Genomic DNA, 19,589 nt, shown 5'->3' on the forward strand with positions numbered 1-19,589 from the left:
TACAAGCGGACTTGTCCGCGATCCTTTTCCTGCGGTCCCGCGCAAAAGCTCGCGAATGAATTCACTCCCACAGTTCGGGGCATCACTCAGATCGGCAACTGCCCCAGCGCCCAGCGCAGCAGGAAGAACACCAACAGCCCGCCGGCGATGGTCGCCAGCAGGTTGCGGGTGAAGGCGGCGATGGCGATGGCCGCCAGACCGGCCAGCAGGTAGGCGTTGCCCAGGCTCAGTTGCAGTCCTTCGCCGTCCGGCATCAGCATCACCGGCACCACGATGGCGCTGAGCACAGCGCTCGGCACGTAATGCAGCGCTTGGCGCACCACGGGCGCAAAGCGCAGGTTCGGCCAGGCGAACAGGCTGTAGCGGATGGCGAAGGTGATCGCCGCCATGCCGAGAATCAGCAGCCAGATATCCATCACAGCCCCTCCGCGGGCAGCGGCGCCTTGCGCCGTTCCAGCGTCACGCCGACCAGAATGCCGGCCAGTGCCGCCGCAAGCAGACCCAGCTGGTAAGGCAGCGCATGGCAGGCCACCGCCACCGCGCCGGCCACCAGCGCCGCCGCGACCTGCGGCAGGTTGCGCAGCATCGGCACCACGATGCCGATGAAGGTGGCCAGCATGGCGAAGTCCAGTCCCCAGGCAGCCAGGTTCGGTACCGCCTGCCCGAAGCCCACGCCGATCAGCGTGCACAGCTGCCAGTTGCCGTACATCGCCAGACAGGAGCCGAGGAAGTACCAGTGCTTGTAGGGCGACTGCTCGGCCTCGGCATAGCGGTGCTGCACCACCGCGAAGGTCTCGTCGGTGAGCCAGAAGGCCAGCGGCAGGCGCCAGCGGCCCGGCAGGTGGCGCACGAACGGCTGCAGGGTGGCGCTGTACAGCGCATGGCGCAGGTTGACCACGAAGGTGGTCAGCAGCAGCACCGCCAGGCTGGCACCACCGCCCAGCAGGCTGACGGCGATGAACTGCGCCGAGCCGGCATAGACGAACAGGGACATGCCCAGCGCCTGCCAGGGCGTCAGCCCGGCGGCGCTGGCCAGGGTGCCGTAGATGATGCCGAAGGGGATGGCGCCGAGGATCAGCGGCAGCGTATCGCGGGCGCCGTTGAGCAGTTCGGTGGAACGAGACATGGAAGCTCCTTGCGAGAGGACGGCCAACCTACACCAAAGCCCGCCGAACGTCTCGCCCGCCATCACGTCGGTGCATGGCCCGGCATTCCCACCGGCACTGGAGCTTGCCCGACCGGCTGCGGCCGGCTATCCCTGAGGCCACAACAAGAACCGCACGAGGATCCTCCATGCCCAGCAACCGCCAGTTCCTGCTTGCCCAGCGCCCGGTTGGCCTGCCGACCCGCGACACCTTCCGCCGGGTGGAAACGCCGCTTGGCGAGCCCGCCGATGGCCAGGTGCTGGTGCGCAACCGCTACCTGTCCATCGACCCGGCCATGCGCGGCTGGATGAACGAAGGCAAGTCGTACATCGAGCCGGTGCCGCTGGGCGGCGTGATGCGCGCCTTGGGCGTGGGCGAGGTGGTCGCCTCGCGGCACCCGCAGTTCCCGGTCGGCAGCTTCGTCGGTGGTGCGCTCGGCGTGCAGGATTACTTCCTCGGCGAGCCGAAGGGATTCTACCCGGTCGACCCGAAGCTGGCGCCGCTGCCGCTGTATCTCTCGGCACTGGGCATGACCGGCCTGACCGCCTATTTCGCCCTGCTGGAGGTCGGCGCGCCCAAGGCCGGCGAAACCGTAGTGATCTCCGGCGCCGCCGGCGCGGTGGGCAGCATTGCCGGGCAGATCGCCAGGCTGAAGGGCTGTCGGGTGGTCGGCATCGCCGGTGGCGCGGAAAAATGCCGCTACCTGACCGAGGAACTGGGCTTCGACGCCGCCATCGACTACAAGCACGAGGACGTGACCACCGGCCTCAAGCGCACCTGCCCGAAGGGCGTCGATGTGTACTTCGACAACGTCGGCGGGGAGATCCTCGACGCCGTGCTGGCCCGCCTGGCCTACAAGGCTCGGGTGGTGATCTGCGGGGCCATCAGCCAGTACAACAACCTGGAAGCGCCGGTCGGCCCGCGCAACTACCTGTCGCTGCTGGTCAACCGGGCGCGCATGGAAGGTTTCGTGGTCATGGACCATGCGGCGCAGTTCCCCCTCGCCTTGCGCGAGATGGGCGGCTGGCTGGCCAGCGGCCAGCTGAAGAGCAAGGAAGACATCGTGGAGGGCCTGGACACCTTCCCGGAGACCCTGCTCAAGCTGTTCAGCGGCGAGAACTTCGGCAAGCTGGTGCTCAAGGTGAGCTGACGTGCATTCCCTAGGGTGCTCAACGCAACGCGTTGGCCACCGCAGAGCCCGGCGTGGCGCCCAACGGCGGCCGGATAAGCGCCGACCGCCCTCGTTCTGACCCTGTGCGGCGCGCACGTACGGCATCGAACCTGTGCGCAGGTGCCGGGGCAGCGGGTATGCTCTGCGCCGGTTCAACGAGAGGCATGACGCGATGCAAACATTCGATGCCCGGCAGACGACCGGCGTGCTGCGCGAACAGGTGATCGAGGCCCATCGGGCCCTGCAGGGGCGCACGCCGCTGGTGCAATGCATCACCAACGTGGTGTCGGCCAACTACATGGCCAACGTGCTGCTGGCCGCCGGCGCGTCGCCGGCGATGGTCGATAACACACAGGAAGCGGCGCTGTTCGCAGGCATCGCCGATGCGCTCCTGATCAACCTGGGTACGCCCACCGACGCCCAGGTGGCATCCATGCGCCTGGCCGCAGAAGCCGCACGGCAGGCCGGCAAACCCTGGGTACTGGACCCCATCGGCGCCGGTGGCCTGCCCTGGCGCGGCGGGGTGGCACTGGACCTGCTGCGTTTCCAGCCCAGCGCCATTCGCGGCAATCCCTCGGAAATCAAGGGCCTGTCCGGCCTGGGCGAAGGCGGCCGCGGCGTCGACAGCTCCGACGAGCCCGCCAGCGCCGTACCGGCCGCCTTGCAGCTGCTGCAACACAGCCCGGTGGTCTGCGCCTCCGGCGCGGTGGATCATCTGGTCGGTCGTTACCAGCGCCAGCAGGTGCTGGTGCGCATCTTCGGCGGCAGTCCGCTGCAGCCGCGCGTGACGGCCACCGGCTGTGCCCTGGGCGCCCTGCTGGCGGCCTACCAGTCGGTGGCCGAGCCGCTGGTGGCGGCGGTGGCGGCCCACGCCAGCTTCGCCATCGCCGGCGCCCTGGCGGCGCAGCGCCACACGGCGCCGGGATCGTTCGCCATTGGCTTCATCGATGAGCTGTATCGCCTGGAGGAAGCCAGCTTCCGCGAGCGCATGCAGCTGGAAGTGACCGCTCTCGAAACCGTGTGACAACAAGAAGGATCAGAATCCCCATGCACGTCTCTCAAGCCTTGCGCGAACGCCGTTCCGTGCGCGCCTTCACCCCGCAGGTGCCGTCGGCCCGGCTGGTACAGCAACTGATGCAGGATGCGGCGCTGGCCGCCTCGGGCGGCAACATGCAGCCCTGGCGGGTGGCTGCCATCACCGGCGAGCGCCTCAGCGGCCTGCTGGCCGATGTGGCGAAAACCTCCGGCGAGGAGAATCCCTCGCAGCTCTCCTATCCGCCGAACCTGTGGGAGCCGTACCGCACCCGCCGCTTCGCCAACGGCGAGGACCTCTACCGCAGCATCGGCATTCCGCGCGAAGACAAGGCCGGGCGCTTTCGCCAGCTGGCCAGGAATGCGCAGTTCTTCGGCGCGCCGGTAGGCATCCTGGTGTTCATCGACGAACGCATGGGCCCGGTGCAGTGGATGGACCTGGGCTTGTACCTGCAGTCCTTCATGCTGCGCGCCACCGAGGAAGGACTGGCCACCTGCGCCCAGGGCTTCTGGCGTCGCTACGACGCGGTAGTCAGGCAGCACATCGAGGTGCCCGAGGGCTATCGGGTGACCTACGGCATCGCCCTGGGCTACGAGGACAAGGAAGCGCCCATCAACAGCCTGCGCGCCACCCGCGCCGACTTTGGCGAGTGGGGGCAGCTGGTGGGGTTTTGAGGACTGGGCCCCGGCGTTCGGCCGGGGCGGTTACTTGAGGCGTTCGGCCGCCTTGCGGTAGACCTGCTCGCGCTCGCGGCGATCTGCCGCGACCACAAACACCACCACTTCGTGGTCGATCACCTGATACACAAGTCGATAACCGCTGCTACGCAGCTTGATCTTGTAGCAGTCCGGCAGCGAGTGGAGACGGTTCGCCTCGATCCGCGGATTCAGCAAGATCTCTGCAAACTTCTTCTTGAACTGCTGGCGAACCGTATCGCCCAGCTTGTGCCATTCCTTGAGCGCCCGCGCATCGAACTCCAGGCTATAGGTCATCCAGCGCAACCTTCACGCGCTGCGGATCTGCCAGACGCTCGCGAACAGTGGCGATCAACGCCTCGTCTTCCTCGGTCAGCAGCACCGGGCGAAACGGCAGCTGCCCACGCTCGGCCACATACTGCAAGGCTTGGCGCATCAGCTCGGAGGGGGTGACACCGAGCTTTTCCAGCTCCCGGTAGGCCCGGGCTTTCAGCTCGTCGTCGATACGAATATTGATGGTTGCCATGGCGGCGGCCCTTGTAATGACATCGGTCATTACCATGGCACCCTTGCAACCGCATGGCAACCTGATCGCGCCGGAAGGCGTCGAGGCCGTCAGCCCAGCTCGGCCAGCACCGCCGCCAATGCCTGCTGCGGATCGGCGGCCTGGCTGATCGGCCGGCCGATCACCAGGTAGTCGGAGCCGGCCTGCATGGCCTGGCGCGGGGTGAGGATGCGCTTCTGGTCATCCGTGGCGCTGCCGGCCGGACGAATGCCCGGAGTAACCAGTTGCAGCTGCGGGTGTGCCGCCTTGAGCGCTGGCGCTTCCTGGGCCGAGCACACCAGGCCGTCCAGCCCGGCCTGGGCCGCCAGACCGGCCAGGCGCAGCACCTGCTGTTGCGGCTCGATGTCCAGGCCGATACCGGCCAGGTCGGACTGCTCCATGCTGGTCAGCACGGTCACGCCGATCAGCAGCGGCTTCGGTCCGTTCAGGGCGTCCAGGGTTTCCCGGCAGGCCGCCATCATGCGCAGGCCGCCGGAGCAGTGCACGTTGACCATCCACACGCCCAGCTCGGCGGCGGCCTTCACCGCCATGGCCGTGGTGTTGGGGATGTCGTGGAATTTCAGGTCCAGGAAGACTTCGAAACCCTTGGCCTGAAGGTCCTCCACCACCGCCGGTCCGCAGCGGGTGAACAGTTCCTTGCCCACCTTCACCCGGCAGCGGGTCGGGTCCAGGCGCGCCGCCAGCTCAAGGGCGGCGTCGCGGGAAGGGAAGTCGAGGGCAACGATAATCGGGGACTGGCAGGCCATGGCGAGACTCATCGGGCAGACAAAAACGGCGGGCATTGTACCCCGTGCGGCAGCACCCCCACAGCGCCGCACTGACAAAGCCCACAGGCCGTCGTATGGTTAGAAGACTGAATCGAGAGGTGTACGACCATGCCCTGGTATATGTGGCTGCTGTTGGTTCTGGTATTCGGCACGGTGATCGGCGGCTTGCTGATGCTGCGCAGCGGCGCCAAGAAGATTCCCCTGACCGAGGAACAGCTCAAGGAAATCAAGGAGCGCAACGCGCGGCTCGACGCCCAGGAGCGCGAGTACCGCAAGTAACCGGCGGGCCCGCCTGTGCGGGCCCTCTTCAGGCGGGGTTGCGGATCACCAGCGCCAGGGCTTCCTCGGCCAGCGCATCGAGGCTCATCGGGCCGTTGGGCCGGAACCAGGTGGTGCTCCAGCTCAGCGCGCCAGTCAGAAAGCGGCGCAGGATGAACGGATCGCTCTGCACGTAACCCGCCGCGCGCGCTTCCTCCAGAACCGTAAGCCACAGCTGCTCGTAGCGATCGCGCAGGCCCAGGATGTGCGTCTGGCTGTCTTCCGACAGCGAACGCCACTCATAGACCAGTACGGCCATGGCTTCGCCGGTGCCGCCCATGATCGACTGCAGCTCGCAGCGGATCAGCGCCAGCACCCGTTCACGCAGGCTGCCCGCCTCGGCCAGCGCGGCTTCCATCAGCGCGGTGTTGTAGACGATGGTTTCCTCCATCACCGCGCGCAGGATCTCTTCCTTGCTCTTGAAGTGGTGAAAGATGCTGCCGGACTGGATGCCCACCGCCGTGGCCAGGTCGCGCACCGTGGTGCGCTCGTAGCCCTTGCGCCGGAACAGGTGGGCGGCGGCCTGCAGCAGCTTGCCCCGCGCGCTGTCCGGATCGGTCATGCGCCCAGCGGCCACCAGTTCCCGCATCACCTTGCCGGCTTTCTGCTCATCCACGTCTGATACCTCGTTCAGCAAACGTTGCGCGGCAGCCTGACCGGCTCCACGACCGAGGCGAATTCTGTCCGCATTACCCTGACCAAGCAAGCGCTCGGGAAAAATGACCGCCAGGGCTTTTCAACCAAGCGCTTGCTTGGTAGTGTTTGTGACACTTCTCTAGCGTCAGCGGACAACAACAATGACCAAGACCGTACGCATCGGCTGCGCCTCCGCTTTCTGGGGCGACACCTCCACCGCCGCCGCCCAGCTGGTACGCGGAGCGAGCATTGATTATCTGGTGTTCGACTACCTGGCCGAGATCACCATGTCGATCATGGCCGGCGCACGCATGAAGAACCCGCAGGAGGGTTTTGCCAAGGACTTCGTCGACGTCCTGGCGCCGCTGCTGGGTGAGATCGCCGCCAAGAAGATCCGCATCGTCAGCAACGCCGGTGGCGTGAACCCCGCTGCCTGCGCCGCCGCCCTGGCCGCCGCCTGCGAGAAGGCTGGCGTCAATCTGAAGATCGCCGTGTTGCACGGCGACAGCCTGCAAAGCAAAGCCGGTGAACTGGCCAAGGCCGGCACCACGGAAATGTTCAACGGCACGCCGATGCCGCCCATGTGCGTGTCGGTCAACGCCTATCTGGGCGCGCCGGGCATCGTCCAGGCGCTGGACCTGGGCGCCGATATCGTCATCACCGGTCGCGTGGTGGACAGCGCCGTGGTCAGCGGCGCGCTGGTACATGAATTCGGCTGGCAGTGGAACGACTACGACAAGCTGGCCCAGTCCGCCCTGGCCGGCCACCTGGTGGAATGCGGCGCGCAGAGCACCGGCGGCAACTTCACCGACTGGCAACTGGTGCCGGACTACGAGCACATCGGCTTCCCGATCCTGGAAGTCGAGGCCGACGGCAGCTTCGTCATCACCAAGCCGGACAACACGGGCGGCCTGGTCACGCCGTTCACCGTCGGCGAGCAGATGCTCTACGAGATAGGCGACCCACGCGCCTACCTGCTGCCGGACGTGGTCTGCGACTTCACCCGGGTGGCGCTCGAGCAGGCCGGCGACAACCGCGTGCGCGTCACCGGCGCCCGCGGCCTGCCGCCCACCGACCGTTACAAGGTCAGCGCCACCTACCCGGACGGTTTCCGCTGCACCGCCAGCTGCGTGCTGGCCGGCATCGACGCCCGCGCCAAGGCCGAGCGCGTCAGCCAGGCCATCATCAACAAGACCAACGAGATGTTCGCCGAACGCGGCTGGGGCCCGTACCGCGAGGTGAACATCGAACTGCTGGGCACCGAGGCCACCTACGGCGCCCACGGCCAGCGCGGCGATACCCGCGAAGTGGTGCTCAAGCTGGCCGTCAGTCACGCCAAGAAGGAAGCCCTGGTGCTGTTCTCCAAGGAAATCGCCCAGGCCTCCACCGGCATGGCCCCGGGCCTGACCGGCATCGTCGGCGGCCGCCCGACCGTCTACCCGATCATCCGCCTGTTCTCCTTCCTGGTTGAAAAGAGTGCCTGCGAGCTGGCCATCGAGATCAACAACGAGCGCACCGCGGTAAGCCTGCCGCGGGTGGATGCCTTCGACCCGGCGCAACTGGCCGAAGACCTGGGCGCGCCGACCGCCAGCGGCCAGGCCGAGGCCAACGTGCCGCTGGTCAAGCTGGCCGTGGCCCGCTCCGGCGACAAGGGCAACCACAGCAACATCGGCGTGATGGCCCGCAAGCCCGAATTCCTGCCGTGGATCGCCGAGGCGCTGAGCCCCGAGGCCGTGACCGACTGGATGCAGTATGTGCTTGACCCGCAGACCGGCCGCGTCAGCCGCTGGTACCTGCCGGGCACCCACAGCCTGAACTTCCTGCTGGAAAACGCCCTGGGCGGCGGCGGCGTCGCCAGCCTGCGCATCGACCCGCAGGGCAAGGCCTTCGCCCAGCAACTGCTGGAATTCCCGGTGGCGGTGCCCCAGGCGATTGCCGATCAGCTGTGACACGTAGGGCGGACAACGCTTTTCCTGTCCGCCGTGTCGGCCGGAAAAGCACCGACCGCCCTGCGCCGGATCCCCGTTTTGAACACTGGAATAACAACAATGCACTACGACTCGGTATTCAAACCCGATCTCTTCGCCGGCCAGACCATCCTGGTGACCGGTGGCGGCAGCGGCATCGGTCGCTGCACCGCCCACGAGCTGGCGGCCCTGGGTGCGCATGTGGTGCTGGTCGGTCGCAAGCTGGAAAAGCTGGAGAAGACTGCCGGCGAGATCGTCGAGGACGGCGGCAGCGTCAGTTTCCAGGTCTGCGATATCCGCGACGAGGAAGCCGTGAAGGCCATGGTCAAGGCAGTGATCGCCGAGCGCGGCCGCATCCACCACCTGGTCAACAACGCCGGCGGCCAGTTCCCGGCGCCGCTGATCGGCATCAACCAGAAAGGCTTCGAAACCGTGGTGCGCACCAACCTGGTGGGCGGCTTCCTGGTGGCCAAGGAAGTCTTCCTGCAGAGCCTTTCCAAGCACGGCGGCAGCATCGTCAACATGCTGGCCGACATGTGGGGCGGCATGCCGGGCATGGGCCATTCCGGCGCCGCCCGCGCCGGCATGGAGAACTTCACCAAGACCGCCGCCTACGAATGGGGCCATGCCGGTGTGCGCGTGAACGCCGTGGCGCCGGGCTGGGTGGCCTCCAGCGGCATGGACACCTACCCGGACGCCATGAAGAACATGATCCGTTCGCTCAAGGACCATGTGCCACTGCAGCGCATCGCCACCGAGGCGGAGATCGCCTCGGCCATCGTGTTCCTGCTCTCCCCCGGCGCCAGCTTCATCAGCGGCAACACCATCCGCATCGACGGCGCGGCCAGCCTCGGCACCCGCGCCTGGACCCTCGGCAAGGCCCGCAACAGCGAGTCCTACAACGGTTTTCACCGCGCCTGCCAACCTGACGTACTGAAGGACGGAGAATAAGAACAATGCCCGTGATCCAGTCAGAGATAGACGTCCACGGCGAAACCTTCGCCGCCAACCGCGAGGCCATGCTTGCGGCCGTGGCCAGCTTCCGTGACGTTGAGCAGAAAGTGCTCGACAAGGCCCAGGAGGCCAAGCCGAAGTTCGAGAAGCGCGGCCAGCTGCTGCCGCGCGAGCGCATCAACCTGCTGCTCGACCCGGGCGCGCCGTTCCTGGAGCTGTCCTCGCTGGCCGGCTACAAGCTGCACGACGACAAGGACGGTACCCAGGCCGGCGGCGGCATCATTGCCGGTATCGGCTATGTGGAAGGCGTGCGCTGCCTGGTGCTGGCCAATAACAGCGCCATCAAGGGCGGCACCATCTCCCCCACCGGCCTGAAGAAGTCCCTGCGCATGCAGCAGGTGGCCGTGGAGAACAAGCTGCCAATCGTGACGCTGGCGGAATCCGGCGGCGCCAACCTCAATTACGCCGCCGACATCTTCGTGGAAGGCGCACGCGGCTTCGCCAACCAGGCGCGTATCTCGGCCATGGGCATTCCCCAGGTGACCGTGGTGCACGGCTCCTCCACCGCTGGCGGCGCCTACCAGCCGGGCCTGTCCGACTACGTGGTGGTGGTGCGCGGCAAGGCCAAGATGTTCCTCGCCGGCCCGCCGCTGCTCAAGGCCGCCACCGGCGAGATCGCCACCGACGAGCAACTGGGCGGCGCCGAGATGCATGCGCAGATCGCCGGCACCGCCGAGTACCTGGCCGAGAACGATGCCGATGGCGTGCGCCTGGCACGCAACATCATGGCCATGCTGCCGTGGAACCTGCAGCTGCCGGTGCGCCCGAAGAAGGCCTGGCGCGAGCCGCTGTACCCGGCCGAGGAACTGCTGGGCATCGTGCCCAACGACGCCAAGAAGCCCTACGACGTGCGCGAGATCATCGCCCGCATCGCCGACGGCTCCGAATTCCTCGACTTCAAGAACGAGTTCGACAGCCAGACCGTCTGCGGCCACCTGAGCATCGAAGGCCAGCCCTGCGGCTTCATCGGTAACAACGGCCCGATCACCCCGCGCGGCGCCGCCAAGGCTGCCCAGTTCATCCAGCTGTGCGACCAGAGCAACACGCCGATCCTGTTCTTCCACAACACCACCGGCTTCATGGTCGGCACCGAGTCGGAACAGAACGGCGTGATCAAGCATGGCTCGAAGATGCTGCAAGCGGTGGCCAACGCCCGCGTGCCCAAGCTGACCATCGTGGTCGGCGGCTCCTACGGCGCCGGCAACTACGCCATGTGCGGCCGTGGTCTGGACCCGCGCTTCATCTTCGCCTGGCCAAACAGCCGCACCGCTGTGATGGGCGGCGCCCAGGCCGGCAAGGTGCTGCGTATCGTCACCGAGGAGAAGCAGGCCAGGCAGGGCATGACGCCCGATCCGAAGATGCTCGACATGCTGGAAACCGTGACCGCGCAGAAGCTGGACAGCCAGTCCACCGCCCTGTACGGCACCGCCAGCCTGTGGGACGACGGCCTCATCGACCCGCGCGATACCCGCAAGCTGCTGGGCTTTTTGCTCGATATCTGCGCCGAGGCCGAGGTGCGGCCACTGAAATCCAACACCTTCGGGGTCGCGCGCCTGTAAGCGCCCTCCGCCTCCTGAACATTCGAAGAAGGACAAGAACAATGCACTTCACTCAGGAACACGACGAACTGCGCCGCACCGTGAAGAACTTCGTCGACAGGGAGATCAACCCCTACGTTGACGAGTGGGAGAAGGACGGTCGCTTCCCGATGCGCGAGCTCTTCAAGAAGGCCGGCGACCTGGGCCTGCTGGGCATCTCCAAGCCGGAAAAATTCGGCGGCATGGGCCTGGACTACAGCTACTCCATCGTCGCCGCCGAAGAATTCGGCACCGCCCACTGCGGCGGCGTGCCGCTGGCCATCGGCGTGCAGACCGACATGTGCACCCCGGCGCTGGCCCGTTTCGGCAGCGATGAGCTGCGCGAGCAGTTCCTGGCTCCGGCCATCGCCGGCGACATGATCGGCTGCATCGGCGTGTCCGAGACCACCGCCGGCTCGGACGTGGCCGGGCTGAAGACCACCGCCCGCAAGGACGGCGACGATTACGTCATCAACGGCCACAAGATGTGGATCACCAACTCGCCGCAGGCCGACTTCATCTGCCTGCTGGCCAACACCAGCGACGACAAGCCGCACGTCAACAAGTCGATGATCATCGTGCCGATGAACACCCCGGGCATCACCCTCAGCCCGCACCTGGACAAGCTGGGCATGCGCTCCTCGGAAACCGCCCAGGTGTTCTTCGACAACGTGCGTGTGCCGCAGCGCTACCGCGTCGGCCACGAAGGCGCCGGCTTCATGATGCAGATGCTGCAGTTCCAGGAGGAGCGCCTGTTCGGCGCGGCCAACATCATCAAGGGCCTGGAGCTGTGCGTCGACCAGACCATCGAGTACTGCCGCGAGCGCAAGACCTTCGGCAACGCGCTGATCGACAACCAGGTGATCCACTTCCGCCTGGCGGAACTTTCGACCGAGATCGAAGCCCTGCGCGCCCTCGTCTACCAGGCCACCGAGCAGTACATCAAGGGCCGCGACGTGACCAAGCTGGCCTCCATGGCCAAGCTCAAGGCCGGCCGCCTGGGCCGCGAGGTCACCGACAGCTGCCTGCAGTACTGGGGCGGCATGGGCTTCATGTGGGACAACCCGGTGTCGCGCGCCTACCGCGACGTGCGCCTGGTGTCCATCGGCGGCGGCGCCGACGAAATCATGCTCGGCATCATCTGCAAGATGATGGGCATCCTGCCGGGCAAGAAGAAGGGCTGAGAGCCGGACCCGTAGGGTGGATGTCGTTGTTTACATCCACCGTGGCCCTGCCCGGCGGATCGGTAAAGCGCGATCCGCCCTACCCGAAGACACCAAGGAGCCTGCCATGGCCGATCTACCCCACTGCGACACTCTGCTGCTCAACCTCGACGCCGGCGTGCTGCACATCACCCTGAACCGTCCGGACAGCCGTAACGCCATGAGCCTGGCCATGGTGCATGAGCTGCGCGCCGTGCTGGAAAGCGTGCGCAACGACCCTGCCGTGCGCGCCCTGGTGCTGCGCGGCGCCGGCGGCCATTTCTGTGCCGGCGGCGATATCAAGGACATGGCCGGCGCGCGCGCCAAGGGGCACGACGCCTACCGCGACCTGAACCGCGCCTTCGGCGCCCTGCTGGAAGAAGCCCAGGCCGCCCCGCAGGTGGTCGTCGCGGTGCTGGAAGGCGCGGTGCTGGGCGGCGGCTTCGGCCTGGCCTGCGTGTCCGATATCGCCATTGCCGCCGAGGGCTGCAAGTTCGGCCTGCCGGAAACCACCCTGGGCATCCTGCCCGCGCAGATCGCCCCGTTCGTGGTCAAGCGCGTCGGCCTGACCCAGGCCCGCCGCCTGGCGCTGACCGCCGCCCGCTTCGACGGCGCCGAAGCCCTGCGCCTGGGGCTGGTGCACTACTGCGAGGCCGCCGACCGTCTGGACAGCCGTCTGGCCGAGGTGATCCAGCAGGTCCGCCAGTGCGCGCCGCAGGCCAACGCGCAGACCAAGGCGCTGCTGCTGGCCAGCGAAACCGAAGCGATGAATTCGCTGCTCGACCGCGCCGCCGAACAGTTCGCCGCCGCTGTGACCGGAGCCGAAGGCGTCGAGGGCACGATGGCTTTCGTACAGAAACGTGCGCCCAAGTGGGCGCAGTAATGGGCCCGACCGAGCCCCCGCTCGGTCTGCCTGACCGCATTCGCAGGAGCACCCAGATGCCCGCTTTCACCAAGATTCTGATTGCCAACCGCGGCGAGATCGCTTGCCGGGTGATGCGCACCGCCCATGAACTGGGGTATCGCACCGTTGCGGTGTACTCCGAAGCCGACGCCAATGCCCGTCACGTGCAGCTGGCCGACGAGGCCGTGTGCATCGGCCCGGCCCAGGTCAACCAGTCCTACCTGGTGATCGACAACATCATCGCCGCCGCCAAGAAGACCGGCGCCGACGCCATCCACCCCGGTTACGGCTTTCTCTCCGAAAACGCCGATTTCGCCCGCGCCTGCGAGGCTAACGGCATCGTGTTCATCGGCCCGACCGTGGAAGCCATCCACCTGATGGGCTCCAAGCGCCTGTCGAAGATCGCCATGCTGGAAGCCGGCGTGCCCTGCATTCCGGGCTACGAAGGCGCCGCCCAGGACGACGAGACGCTGATCCGCGAGGCCGAGCGCATCGGCTACCCGCTGATGATCAAGGCCAGCGCCGGCGGCGGGGGTCGCGGCATGCGTCTGGTGCACGAAGCCGGCCAGCTGCAGGAGCAGATCCGTACCGCCCGTTCCGAAGCACAGAACGCCTTCGGCTCCGGCGAGCTGATCCTCGAGCGCGCAGTCATTCGCCCGCGCCACGTGGAGATCCAGGTGTTCGGCGACCAGCACGGCAACATCGTCTACCTGGGCGAGCGCGACTGCTCCGTACAGCGCCGTCACCAGAAGGTCGTGGAAGAAGCCCCCTGCCCGGTCATGACGCCCGAGCTGCGCAAGGCCATGGGCGAGGCCGCCGTGAAGGCCGCCGCCTCGGTGAACTATGTAGGTGCCGGAACCGTGGAATTCCTGCTGGATGCCAGCGGCGAGTTCTTCTTCCTGGAAATGAACACCCGTCTGCAGGTGGAGCACCCGGTCACCGAACTGATCACCGGTCAGGACCTGGTGGCCTGGCAGATCCGCGCCGCCGAAGGCCAGCCGCTGCCGCTGAAGCAGGAGGAGATCCAGCTCACCGGCCACGCCATCGAAGTGCGCCTGTATGCCGAGGACGCGGCCCACAACTTCCTGCCGCAGACCGGCAAGGTGCTGCGCTGGGAACCGGAGCTGCTGGACGGCGTGCGCATCGACCACGGCCTGGTGGAAGGTCAGGACGTCACGCCCTTCTACGACCCGATGCTGGCCAAGGTGATTGCCTACGGCGCCACTCGCGCGGACGCGCTGCGCAAGCTGATCCGCGCCGTGGAGAACTCGGTGCTGCTGGGCGTCAACGCCAACCAGCGCTTCCTGGCCAACCTGCTGAACCACCCCGAGTTCGCCGCCGGCAAGGCCACCACCGCGTTCATTGCCGAGCACTTCAGCAACGACGAAAGCCTGACCCCGCAGGCCCCGGCCGCTCGCGACCTGGCCGTGGCCGCCGCCCTGCTCTATCAGGCCTCGGCCAATGGCCGCGCCCATCAGCAGCAACTGGCTGGCTGGCGCAGCGCCGGCAGTGCGCCGTGGCAGTTCACCCTCAAGCAGGGCGAGCAGTCCCACAAAGTCGCGCTGCAAGTGCAGCGCGACGGCACGCAACCGGCCCTGCTGGCCAGCGTCGGCGACAGCCAGCTGAGCGTGCGTCTGCTGCACAGCGACGGCCGCTGGCTGACATTCGAACTGGACGGCATCCGTCAGCGCCAGGCCTATCGCCTGGACGGCGAGAACCTGTGGCTGTATGGCCACTTCGGCAACCTGGCGCTGACCGACGTCAGCCACGCGCCGGCCGGCGGCCAGAGCGCAGCCAGCTCCGGCACCATAAAGGCGCCGATGGACGGCGCCATCGTTGATGTGCTGGTCGATGAAGGCGCTCGCGTCACCAAGGGCCAGCTGCTGGTGGTGCTGGAAGCCATGAAGATGGAGCACCCGCTCAAGGCCGGCATCAATGGCGTGATCCGCCGGGTTGGCGCGAGCAAGGGCGATCAGGTGAAGAACCGCCAGGTGCTGGTGGAGATCGAAGCTGAAGAGGCCTGAGCCGGCGAACCGCAGGGTGGACAGCGCTTTCCTTGTCCACCGTCGCACGCACGGTGGATCGGTGAAGCGCGGATTGCCGAGCCGGCAAGGGCTGCCGCAATCCAATCTGGAGCCTGATCCAGGCTGCTGTAACGGGGAAGGTCGCAGTGCGGTCTTCCCTTTTTAATGGCCCGATAAAAAGGAATATCCCATGAGCCTGCGTGACAAGACCCTGTTCATCACCGGCGCCAGCCGTGGCATCGGTCGCGAGATCGCGCTGCGCGCCGCGCGCGACGGCGCCAACGTGGTGATTGCCGCCAAGAGCGAGCAGCCGCATCCGAAGCTGGCCGGCACCATTCACAGCGTGGCGGCGGAAGTCGAGGCCGCGGGAGGCCGGGCCCTGGCACTACGGCTGGACGTGCGCGACGAACTGGCGGTACGCGCCGCCATGCAACGCGCCGCCGAGCATTTCGGCGGCCTCGACGCGCTGATCAACAATGCCGGCGCCATCCGTCTGCAGGGCGTGGAGAACCTGGAACCCAAGCGCTTCGACCTGATGTTCCAGATCAACACCCGCGCGGTGATGGTCTGCAGCCAGGCCGCCCTGCCCTATCTGAAGAAGAGCGCCAACCCACACATCCTCAGCCTGTCGCCCCCGCTGAACCTCGACCCCAAGTGGTTCGCCCAGTACGGCCCCTACACCACCACCAAGTACGGCATGAGCATGCTTACCCTGGGCATGAGCGAGGAATTCAAGAAGTACGGCATCAGTGTTAACGCGCTATGGCCGCGCACGGTGATCGCCACGGCCGCCATCGAACATGAACTGGGCGGCCCGCAGATCTTCAAACAGGCGCGCACCCCCGCGATCATGGCCGACGCCGCGCATGCCATCCTGACCAGCCCCGCGCGCAGCCTGACCGGCCGCCTGCTGGTCGACGAAGACCTGCTGCGCGAACGCGGCACGACGGATTTCGAGGCCTATCGGTACGACCCTGTCGGCGGTAGGCTGATGCCGGACCTGTACCTGGACTGATTCGCCCATCTGACACGGCAAGAACGTCGATGCAGTCATGGCAGGACCTGACCGGGCTATCTAGGCTGCAGCGGCCCATAACAAGAAACCAAGCCCCGAGAGCCTTTGCCATGGCCAGTGTCGACACCATCTCGCCCCTCCATTTCCTCGCCCGCCTGCCCGGTCACCTGCCGCGGGTGCCGCGTATGTTGCGCGGGCTCTACTACACGGCCATCCGCAACCGCGACAAGACGCTGTCCCTGGGTTGGGCGCTGGAGCAGAGCGCCAAGCGCTTCCCCGATCGCCCCGCCGTGATGGACCTGCAGCACAGCGTCAGCTACGCCGACTTCAACGCCTGGGCCAACCGCTTGGCGCGCAGTCTGGAACGAAACGGCGTGAGTCACGGCAGCGTGGTGGCGGTGATGATGGAAAACCGTCTGGAAATCCTCGCGGTGCTGGCCGCGCTGGCCAAGCTCGGCGCCATCGGCGCGCTGGTCAACACGGCGCAACGGGGACAGGTGCTGGCCTACAGCCTCAATCTGGTGAAACCCGGTCATTACGTGATCGGCGCGGAGCTGCTGCAGCCCTTCGAAGACATTCAGTCCGAGCTCAACGACCTACGCCCCGAGCGGCGTTTCTGGCTGGCCGACCAGGACACCCTGCAGGATGCCGGCACGGCACCGGATGGCTGGCAGAACCTGGCGAGTATGGCCACCGAGGAGTCGAGCGAGAACCTGCCGCACACCGCTCGCGTGCGCATGAAAGACGCCTGTTTCTATATCTACACCTCGGGCACCACCGGGTTGCCCAAGGCCTCGGTGATGAGCCACGGCAAGTGGATCAAGGCTTACGGCGGCTTCGGCCACTCCGGGCTGAGCCTGACCGAGCAGGACGTGCTGTACCTCACCCTGCCCTGCTACCACAACAACGCCGTGACCGTGTGCTGGAGCGCCGCCCTGGCCGGCGGCGCGGCCATCGCCCTGCGCCGCAAGTTCTCCGCCAGCGCCTTCTGGAAGGACGTGCGGCATTTCCGCGCCACCTGCTTCGGCTATATCGGCGAACTGTGCCGCTACCTGCTCAACCAGCCGCCCTGCCCCGAGGAACAGGGCAACACCCTGACCTGCATGATCGGCAACGGGCTGCGACCCTCGATCTGGGGCGAGTTCAAGCAACGCTTCGGCATCGAGCGCATCACCGAGTTCTATGCCTCCAGCGAAGGCAACATCGGCTTCACCAACGTGTTCAACTTCGACAACACCGTGGGCTTCACCCCGGCCACCTACGCCATCGTGCGCTACGACCTGGACAACGAGCAGCCGGTGCGCGACCGCAAGGGTTTCCTGGTCAAGGTGAACAAGGGCGAGGCCGGCCTGCTGATCAGCGAGATCAGTCCGAAATGGCCCTTCGACGGCTACACGGACTCCGCCAAGAGCGAGGCCGCCATCTTCCGCAACGTGTTCAAGCAGGGCGATGCCTGGTTCAACACCGGCGACCTGATGCGCGACATCGGCTGCAAGCACGCCCAGTTCGTCGACCGCCTGGGCGATACCTTCCGCTGGCACGGCGAGAACGTGTCCACCACGGAGGTGGAGAACGTGCTGGGCGCCTGGCCGGGTGTGGAGGATGCGGTGGTGTACGGCGTGGAGGTGCCAGGCATGGATGGTCGCTGTGGCATGGCGGCGCTGCGGATGACCGCCGACGTCGCCTTCGATCCGCTCGGGCTGGCCACGCATTTGCGCCAGCATCTGCCGCCCTATGCCGTTCCGCTGTTCGTCCGTCTGCTCGACGAGGTCGAAACCACCGGCACCTTCAAGTACAAGAAGACCGATCTGAAGCGCCAGGCCTTCGATCCCGCGCAGACAGCCGATCCGCTGTTCGTCCTGCTGCCCGACGCACCGGGGTTCCAGGTGCTCGATGCGGTTCGCTACGCCGAGCTGTCCCGCGGCGAACACCGTCTGTAAGGCGAACGCCTCAACGGCGGATCTGGATGCTGATTTCCGCGCCCTCGATGCGCTCGAGCATGTTGCTCAGGTCGAACTCGAATTCCGCCTCCGGCTCGCTGGTAATCAACCGCCCACCCAGGGTCATCCCGCCGGGCTGGGACTTGAGCCCGAACAGAGGCGGCAGCAGCGGCTTGTAGCTCTCCAGCGGGCCGTTATCGTCCTGACCCAAAAGGGGCGGCAATGTCAGGTCCAACGGCTTCGCGACGTCGGGTTCGACGGGCTCGGGTACCGTCGCGACCGTCTGCTGGCTGTCGCGAACCGGGAAGATGCGCATGACAGCCTCGCACAGGCTGTTCAACGTCCGGAACGCGGCGCTCCGGCAAAGCTCATGCCCCTGGCTGTTCGCCGACGCGGCGGGCGCACCGGCGCAGCCGAGGCAGATGCAAAAGACCCATTGCAGTAACCGACACATATTCTTCCCATGACGCTTTCTTGCCAACCGAACGAAGGTCAGCAGCTTCCATGCCAAGTTTTCGGCGCCGCGTCAGTTTAGTCGGATCGCCGGCGCTCGGCCCACTGTTGCAGATGTTGCCGCACGATCGACGCACCTGACTGTTCGCCCTGCAGGCCGCCCAGTGCCCTGGTCAGGCCATCGCGCAAGCCTGCCGTATTGCAGGCCGAGTTATGGGACAACGCCAGATAGCGCGGCTGGCTGTACAAGGCCGGCATCAGCACCACCACTTCATCCGCCCAACCGTGACGCAGCACCACCGCCTGGCCCGCCACGTGATCATGGAGCACGTAATCGATCTGGCCTGCCAGCAAGCTCTGCAGTGCCTGGACGAAATCGCCGTGAGGCCTGAGCTGCAGCTGCGCATCAGCACGCTGATCGCTCTCGGTTTCCCACTCGGTATTGTCGATACGCACACCGCGTCGCCCCCCAAGATCGTCCCAATCCTGGAAGGGGAAGACGCGGTCCTTGGCTACCCAGACCACCACCGGCGCCTCGTGCAGCGGCGGTTCCAGGAAGTCGAGGCCTGCCTGCAGCTGCGGGCGCAGCTCGGCATCGATCAGCAGATCCACCCGGCCGCTGCTGACTTCACGCTCGGCCTGCTCGGGATTTTCAGCGGTCAACACATCCAGCGTGACCCCCAGGCCGGCGGCCACACGGTTCAGCAGCGTGACGCTTGCACCTTGCGGCTCTGCCCCATCCAGCCATTGGTAGGGCACACGCTCGCCCACCCCAATCGCCACCAGATGCTCGCAGGGCTCGGCAGCCTGACTCCAGGCCGGTAGCAGGGCGAAGCAGAGGGTCATCGAGACGGGCAGCAATCGACGGGGCATGGAAGTACCGCATTAGGTCCGGGGAGCAAATGGTACACCGGAAGCGGCTGCCAATCAGGGCATCCGTGCGGCATGCCATGCACCGAAGCCTGATCCCGCCCCCACAATTTCTTGCCAATCCACCAGACGACGCCGCACCCATAAAAAAACCCGCTCCGAGGAGCGGGTTTTTCCTGTTACCGAAGCGACTGGATCAGACCAGCTTTTCCAGTTCCGGCACGACCTCGAACAGGTCGCCCACCAGGCCGTAGTCGGCCACCTGGAAGATCGGCGCTTCTTCGTCCTTGTTG

At 66.5% G+C, this 19,589-nt stretch carries 20 protein-coding genes and 1 pseudogene; 12 read left to right on the top strand and 9 right to left on the bottom strand.

Going from position 1 to position 19,589, the window contains the following annotated elements:
* Window positions 1-86: 86 nt before the first annotated feature.
* Window positions 87-416, bottom strand: coding sequence for an AzlD domain-containing protein (locus SF06_RS11850; RefSeq protein ID WP_039561587.1), 330 nt, complete (start codon window positions 414-416; stop codon window positions 87-89).
* The gene (locus tag SF06_RS11855; protein ID WP_039561589.1) at window positions 416-1,126 is read right to left on the bottom strand and encodes an AzlC family ABC transporter permease; all 711 of its coding nucleotides are present in this window, start codon (window positions 1,124-1,126) and stop codon (window positions 416-418) included. The genes SF06_RS11850 and SF06_RS11855 overlap by 1 nt, the downstream gene beginning before the upstream one ends.
* A 167-nt stretch (window positions 1,127-1,293) precedes the next feature.
* Here SF06_RS11855 and SF06_RS11860 point away from each other — a divergent pair, with 167 nt between their 5' ends.
* The 3 genes from SF06_RS11860 to SF06_RS11870 all read left to right on the top strand — a co-directional run bounded on the left by SF06_RS11860 (window position 1,294) and on the right by SF06_RS11870 (window position 4,023).
* On the top strand, window positions 1,294-2,295 hold the full coding sequence (locus SF06_RS11860; RefSeq protein ID WP_027591693.1) for an NADP-dependent oxidoreductase: 1,002 nt from the start codon (window positions 1,294-1,296) through the stop codon (window positions 2,293-2,295).
* A 193-nt stretch (window positions 2,296-2,488) separates the two neighbouring features.
* The gene (gene thiM / locus SF06_RS11865; protein WP_081798342.1) at window positions 2,489-3,340 is read left to right on the top strand and encodes a hydroxyethylthiazole kinase; all 852 of its coding nucleotides are present in this window, start codon (window positions 2,489-2,491) and stop codon (window positions 3,338-3,340) included.
* Window positions 3,341-3,363: 23 nt separating this feature from the next.
* Window positions 3,364-4,023, top strand: coding sequence for a nitroreductase (locus SF06_RS11870; RefSeq protein WP_027591695.1), 660 nt, complete (start codon window positions 3,364-3,366; stop codon window positions 4,021-4,023).
* A 30-nt stretch (window positions 4,024-4,053) separates the two neighbouring features.
* Here the strand turns inward: SF06_RS11870 and SF06_RS11875 are convergent, their stop codons facing one another.
* The 3 genes from SF06_RS11875 to pyrF form a co-directional block, all read right to left on the bottom strand.
* Window positions 4,054-4,341: a type II toxin-antitoxin system RelE family toxin gene (locus SF06_RS11875; RefSeq protein ID WP_039561591.1), complete on the bottom strand. Its 288-nt coding sequence runs from the start codon at window positions 4,339-4,341 to the stop codon at window positions 4,054-4,056.
* Window positions 4,331-4,570 carry a type II toxin-antitoxin system RelB/DinJ family antitoxin gene (locus SF06_RS11880; RefSeq protein WP_027591697.1) on the bottom strand — a complete coding sequence of 80 codons (240 nt, stop codon included), beginning with the start codon at window positions 4,568-4,570 and terminating at the stop codon, window positions 4,331-4,333. Before SF06_RS11880 ends, SF06_RS11875 begins: the two co-directional genes overlap by 11 nt.
* Window positions 4,571-4,659: 89 nt before the next feature.
* The gene (pyrF, locus tag SF06_RS11885) at window positions 4,660-5,355 is read right to left on the bottom strand and encodes an orotidine-5'-phosphate decarboxylase (protein ID WP_027591698.1); all 696 of its coding nucleotides are present in this window, start codon (window positions 5,353-5,355) and stop codon (window positions 4,660-4,662) included.
* A 129-nt stretch (window positions 5,356-5,484) separates the two neighbouring features.
* On the opposite strand from pyrF, the gene SF06_RS17845 reads away from it, so the two are divergent.
* Window positions 5,485-5,655 (top strand): DUF2897 family protein, encoded by a 171-nt coding sequence (locus SF06_RS17845; protein ID WP_065365683.1) that lies wholly within the window; start codon window positions 5,485-5,487, stop codon window positions 5,653-5,655.
* Between the two features lie 28 nt (window positions 5,656-5,683).
* Here SF06_RS17845 and SF06_RS11890 read toward each other — a convergent pair whose 3' ends face one another.
* Window positions 5,684-6,310 (bottom strand): TetR/AcrR family transcriptional regulator, encoded by a 627-nt coding sequence (locus tag SF06_RS11890; RefSeq protein WP_039561594.1) that lies wholly within the window; start codon window positions 6,308-6,310, stop codon window positions 5,684-5,686.
* 181 nt (window positions 6,311-6,491) lie between these two features.
* On the opposite strand from SF06_RS11890, the gene SF06_RS11895 reads away from it, so the two are divergent.
* The 8 genes from SF06_RS11895 (at window position 6,492) to SF06_RS11930 (ending at window position 17,973) form a co-directional block, all read left to right on the top strand.
* Window positions 6,492-8,279 (top strand): acyclic terpene utilization AtuA family protein, encoded by a 1,788-nt coding sequence (locus SF06_RS11895; protein WP_039561596.1) that lies wholly within the window; start codon window positions 6,492-6,494, stop codon window positions 8,277-8,279.
* Between the two features lie 99 nt (window positions 8,280-8,378).
* Complete coding sequence (locus SF06_RS11900) at window positions 8,379-9,248, top strand: SDR family oxidoreductase (RefSeq protein WP_039561598.1); 870 nt, start codon at window positions 8,379-8,381, stop codon at window positions 9,246-9,248.
* Between the two features lie 5 nt (window positions 9,249-9,253).
* Window positions 9,254-10,870 carry a geranyl-CoA carboxylase subunit beta gene (gene atuC / locus SF06_RS11905; RefSeq protein ID WP_039561599.1) on the top strand — a complete coding sequence of 539 codons (1,617 nt, stop codon included), beginning with the start codon at window positions 9,254-9,256 and terminating at the stop codon, window positions 10,868-10,870.
* 41 nt (window positions 10,871-10,911) lie between these two features.
* Complete coding sequence (gene atuD, locus SF06_RS11910; RefSeq protein ID WP_039561600.1) at window positions 10,912-12,072, top strand: citronellyl-CoA dehydrogenase; 1,161 nt, start codon at window positions 10,912-10,914, stop codon at window positions 12,070-12,072.
* A 106-nt stretch (window positions 12,073-12,178) separates the two neighbouring features.
* Entirely contained in the window at window positions 12,179-12,973 is a 795-nt protein-coding gene (locus SF06_RS11915) for an enoyl-CoA hydratase/isomerase family protein (RefSeq protein WP_039561601.1), read from the top strand.
* A gap of 56 nt (window positions 12,974-13,029) precedes the next feature.
* Window positions 13,030-15,018, top strand: coding sequence for an acetyl/propionyl/methylcrotonyl-CoA carboxylase subunit alpha (locus SF06_RS11920; RefSeq protein ID WP_039561603.1), 1,989 nt, complete (start codon window positions 13,030-13,032; stop codon window positions 15,016-15,018).
* Window positions 15,019-15,208: 190 nt separating this feature from the next.
* The gene (locus SF06_RS11925) at window positions 15,209-16,033 is read left to right on the top strand and encodes an SDR family oxidoreductase (protein WP_039561604.1); all 825 of its coding nucleotides are present in this window, start codon (window positions 15,209-15,211) and stop codon (window positions 16,031-16,033) included.
* A 110-nt stretch (window positions 16,034-16,143) separates the two neighbouring features.
* The gene (locus SF06_RS11930; protein WP_039561607.1) at window positions 16,144-17,973 is read left to right on the top strand and encodes a long-chain-acyl-CoA synthetase; all 1,830 of its coding nucleotides are present in this window, start codon (window positions 16,144-16,146) and stop codon (window positions 17,971-17,973) included.
* 10 nt (window positions 17,974-17,983) lie between these two features.
* Here SF06_RS11930 and SF06_RS11935 read toward each other — a convergent pair whose 3' ends face one another.
* The 3 genes and pseudogenes from SF06_RS11935 to SF06_RS18050 form a co-directional block, all read right to left on the bottom strand.
* Complete coding sequence (locus SF06_RS11935) at window positions 17,984-18,484, bottom strand: hypothetical protein (RefSeq protein ID WP_139326770.1); 501 nt, start codon at window positions 18,482-18,484, stop codon at window positions 17,984-17,986.
* Window positions 18,485-18,504: 20 nt separating this feature from the next.
* A complete protein-coding gene (locus SF06_RS11940) occupies window positions 18,505-19,299 on the bottom strand; it encodes a substrate-binding periplasmic protein (RefSeq protein ID WP_081993431.1) in 795 nt (264 codons plus the stop codon).
* A 193-nt stretch (window positions 19,300-19,492) separates the two neighbouring features.
* Window positions 19,493-19,589 (bottom strand): annotated as a pseudogene (locus SF06_RS18050) (electron transfer flavoprotein subunit alpha/FixB family protein); the annotation flags it as partial.

The organism is Pseudomonas flexibilis (assembly GCF_000802425.1).
In the GTDB taxonomy this organism is placed as follows: Bacteria; Pseudomonadota; Gammaproteobacteria; order Pseudomonadales; family Pseudomonadaceae; genus Serpens; species Serpens flexibilis.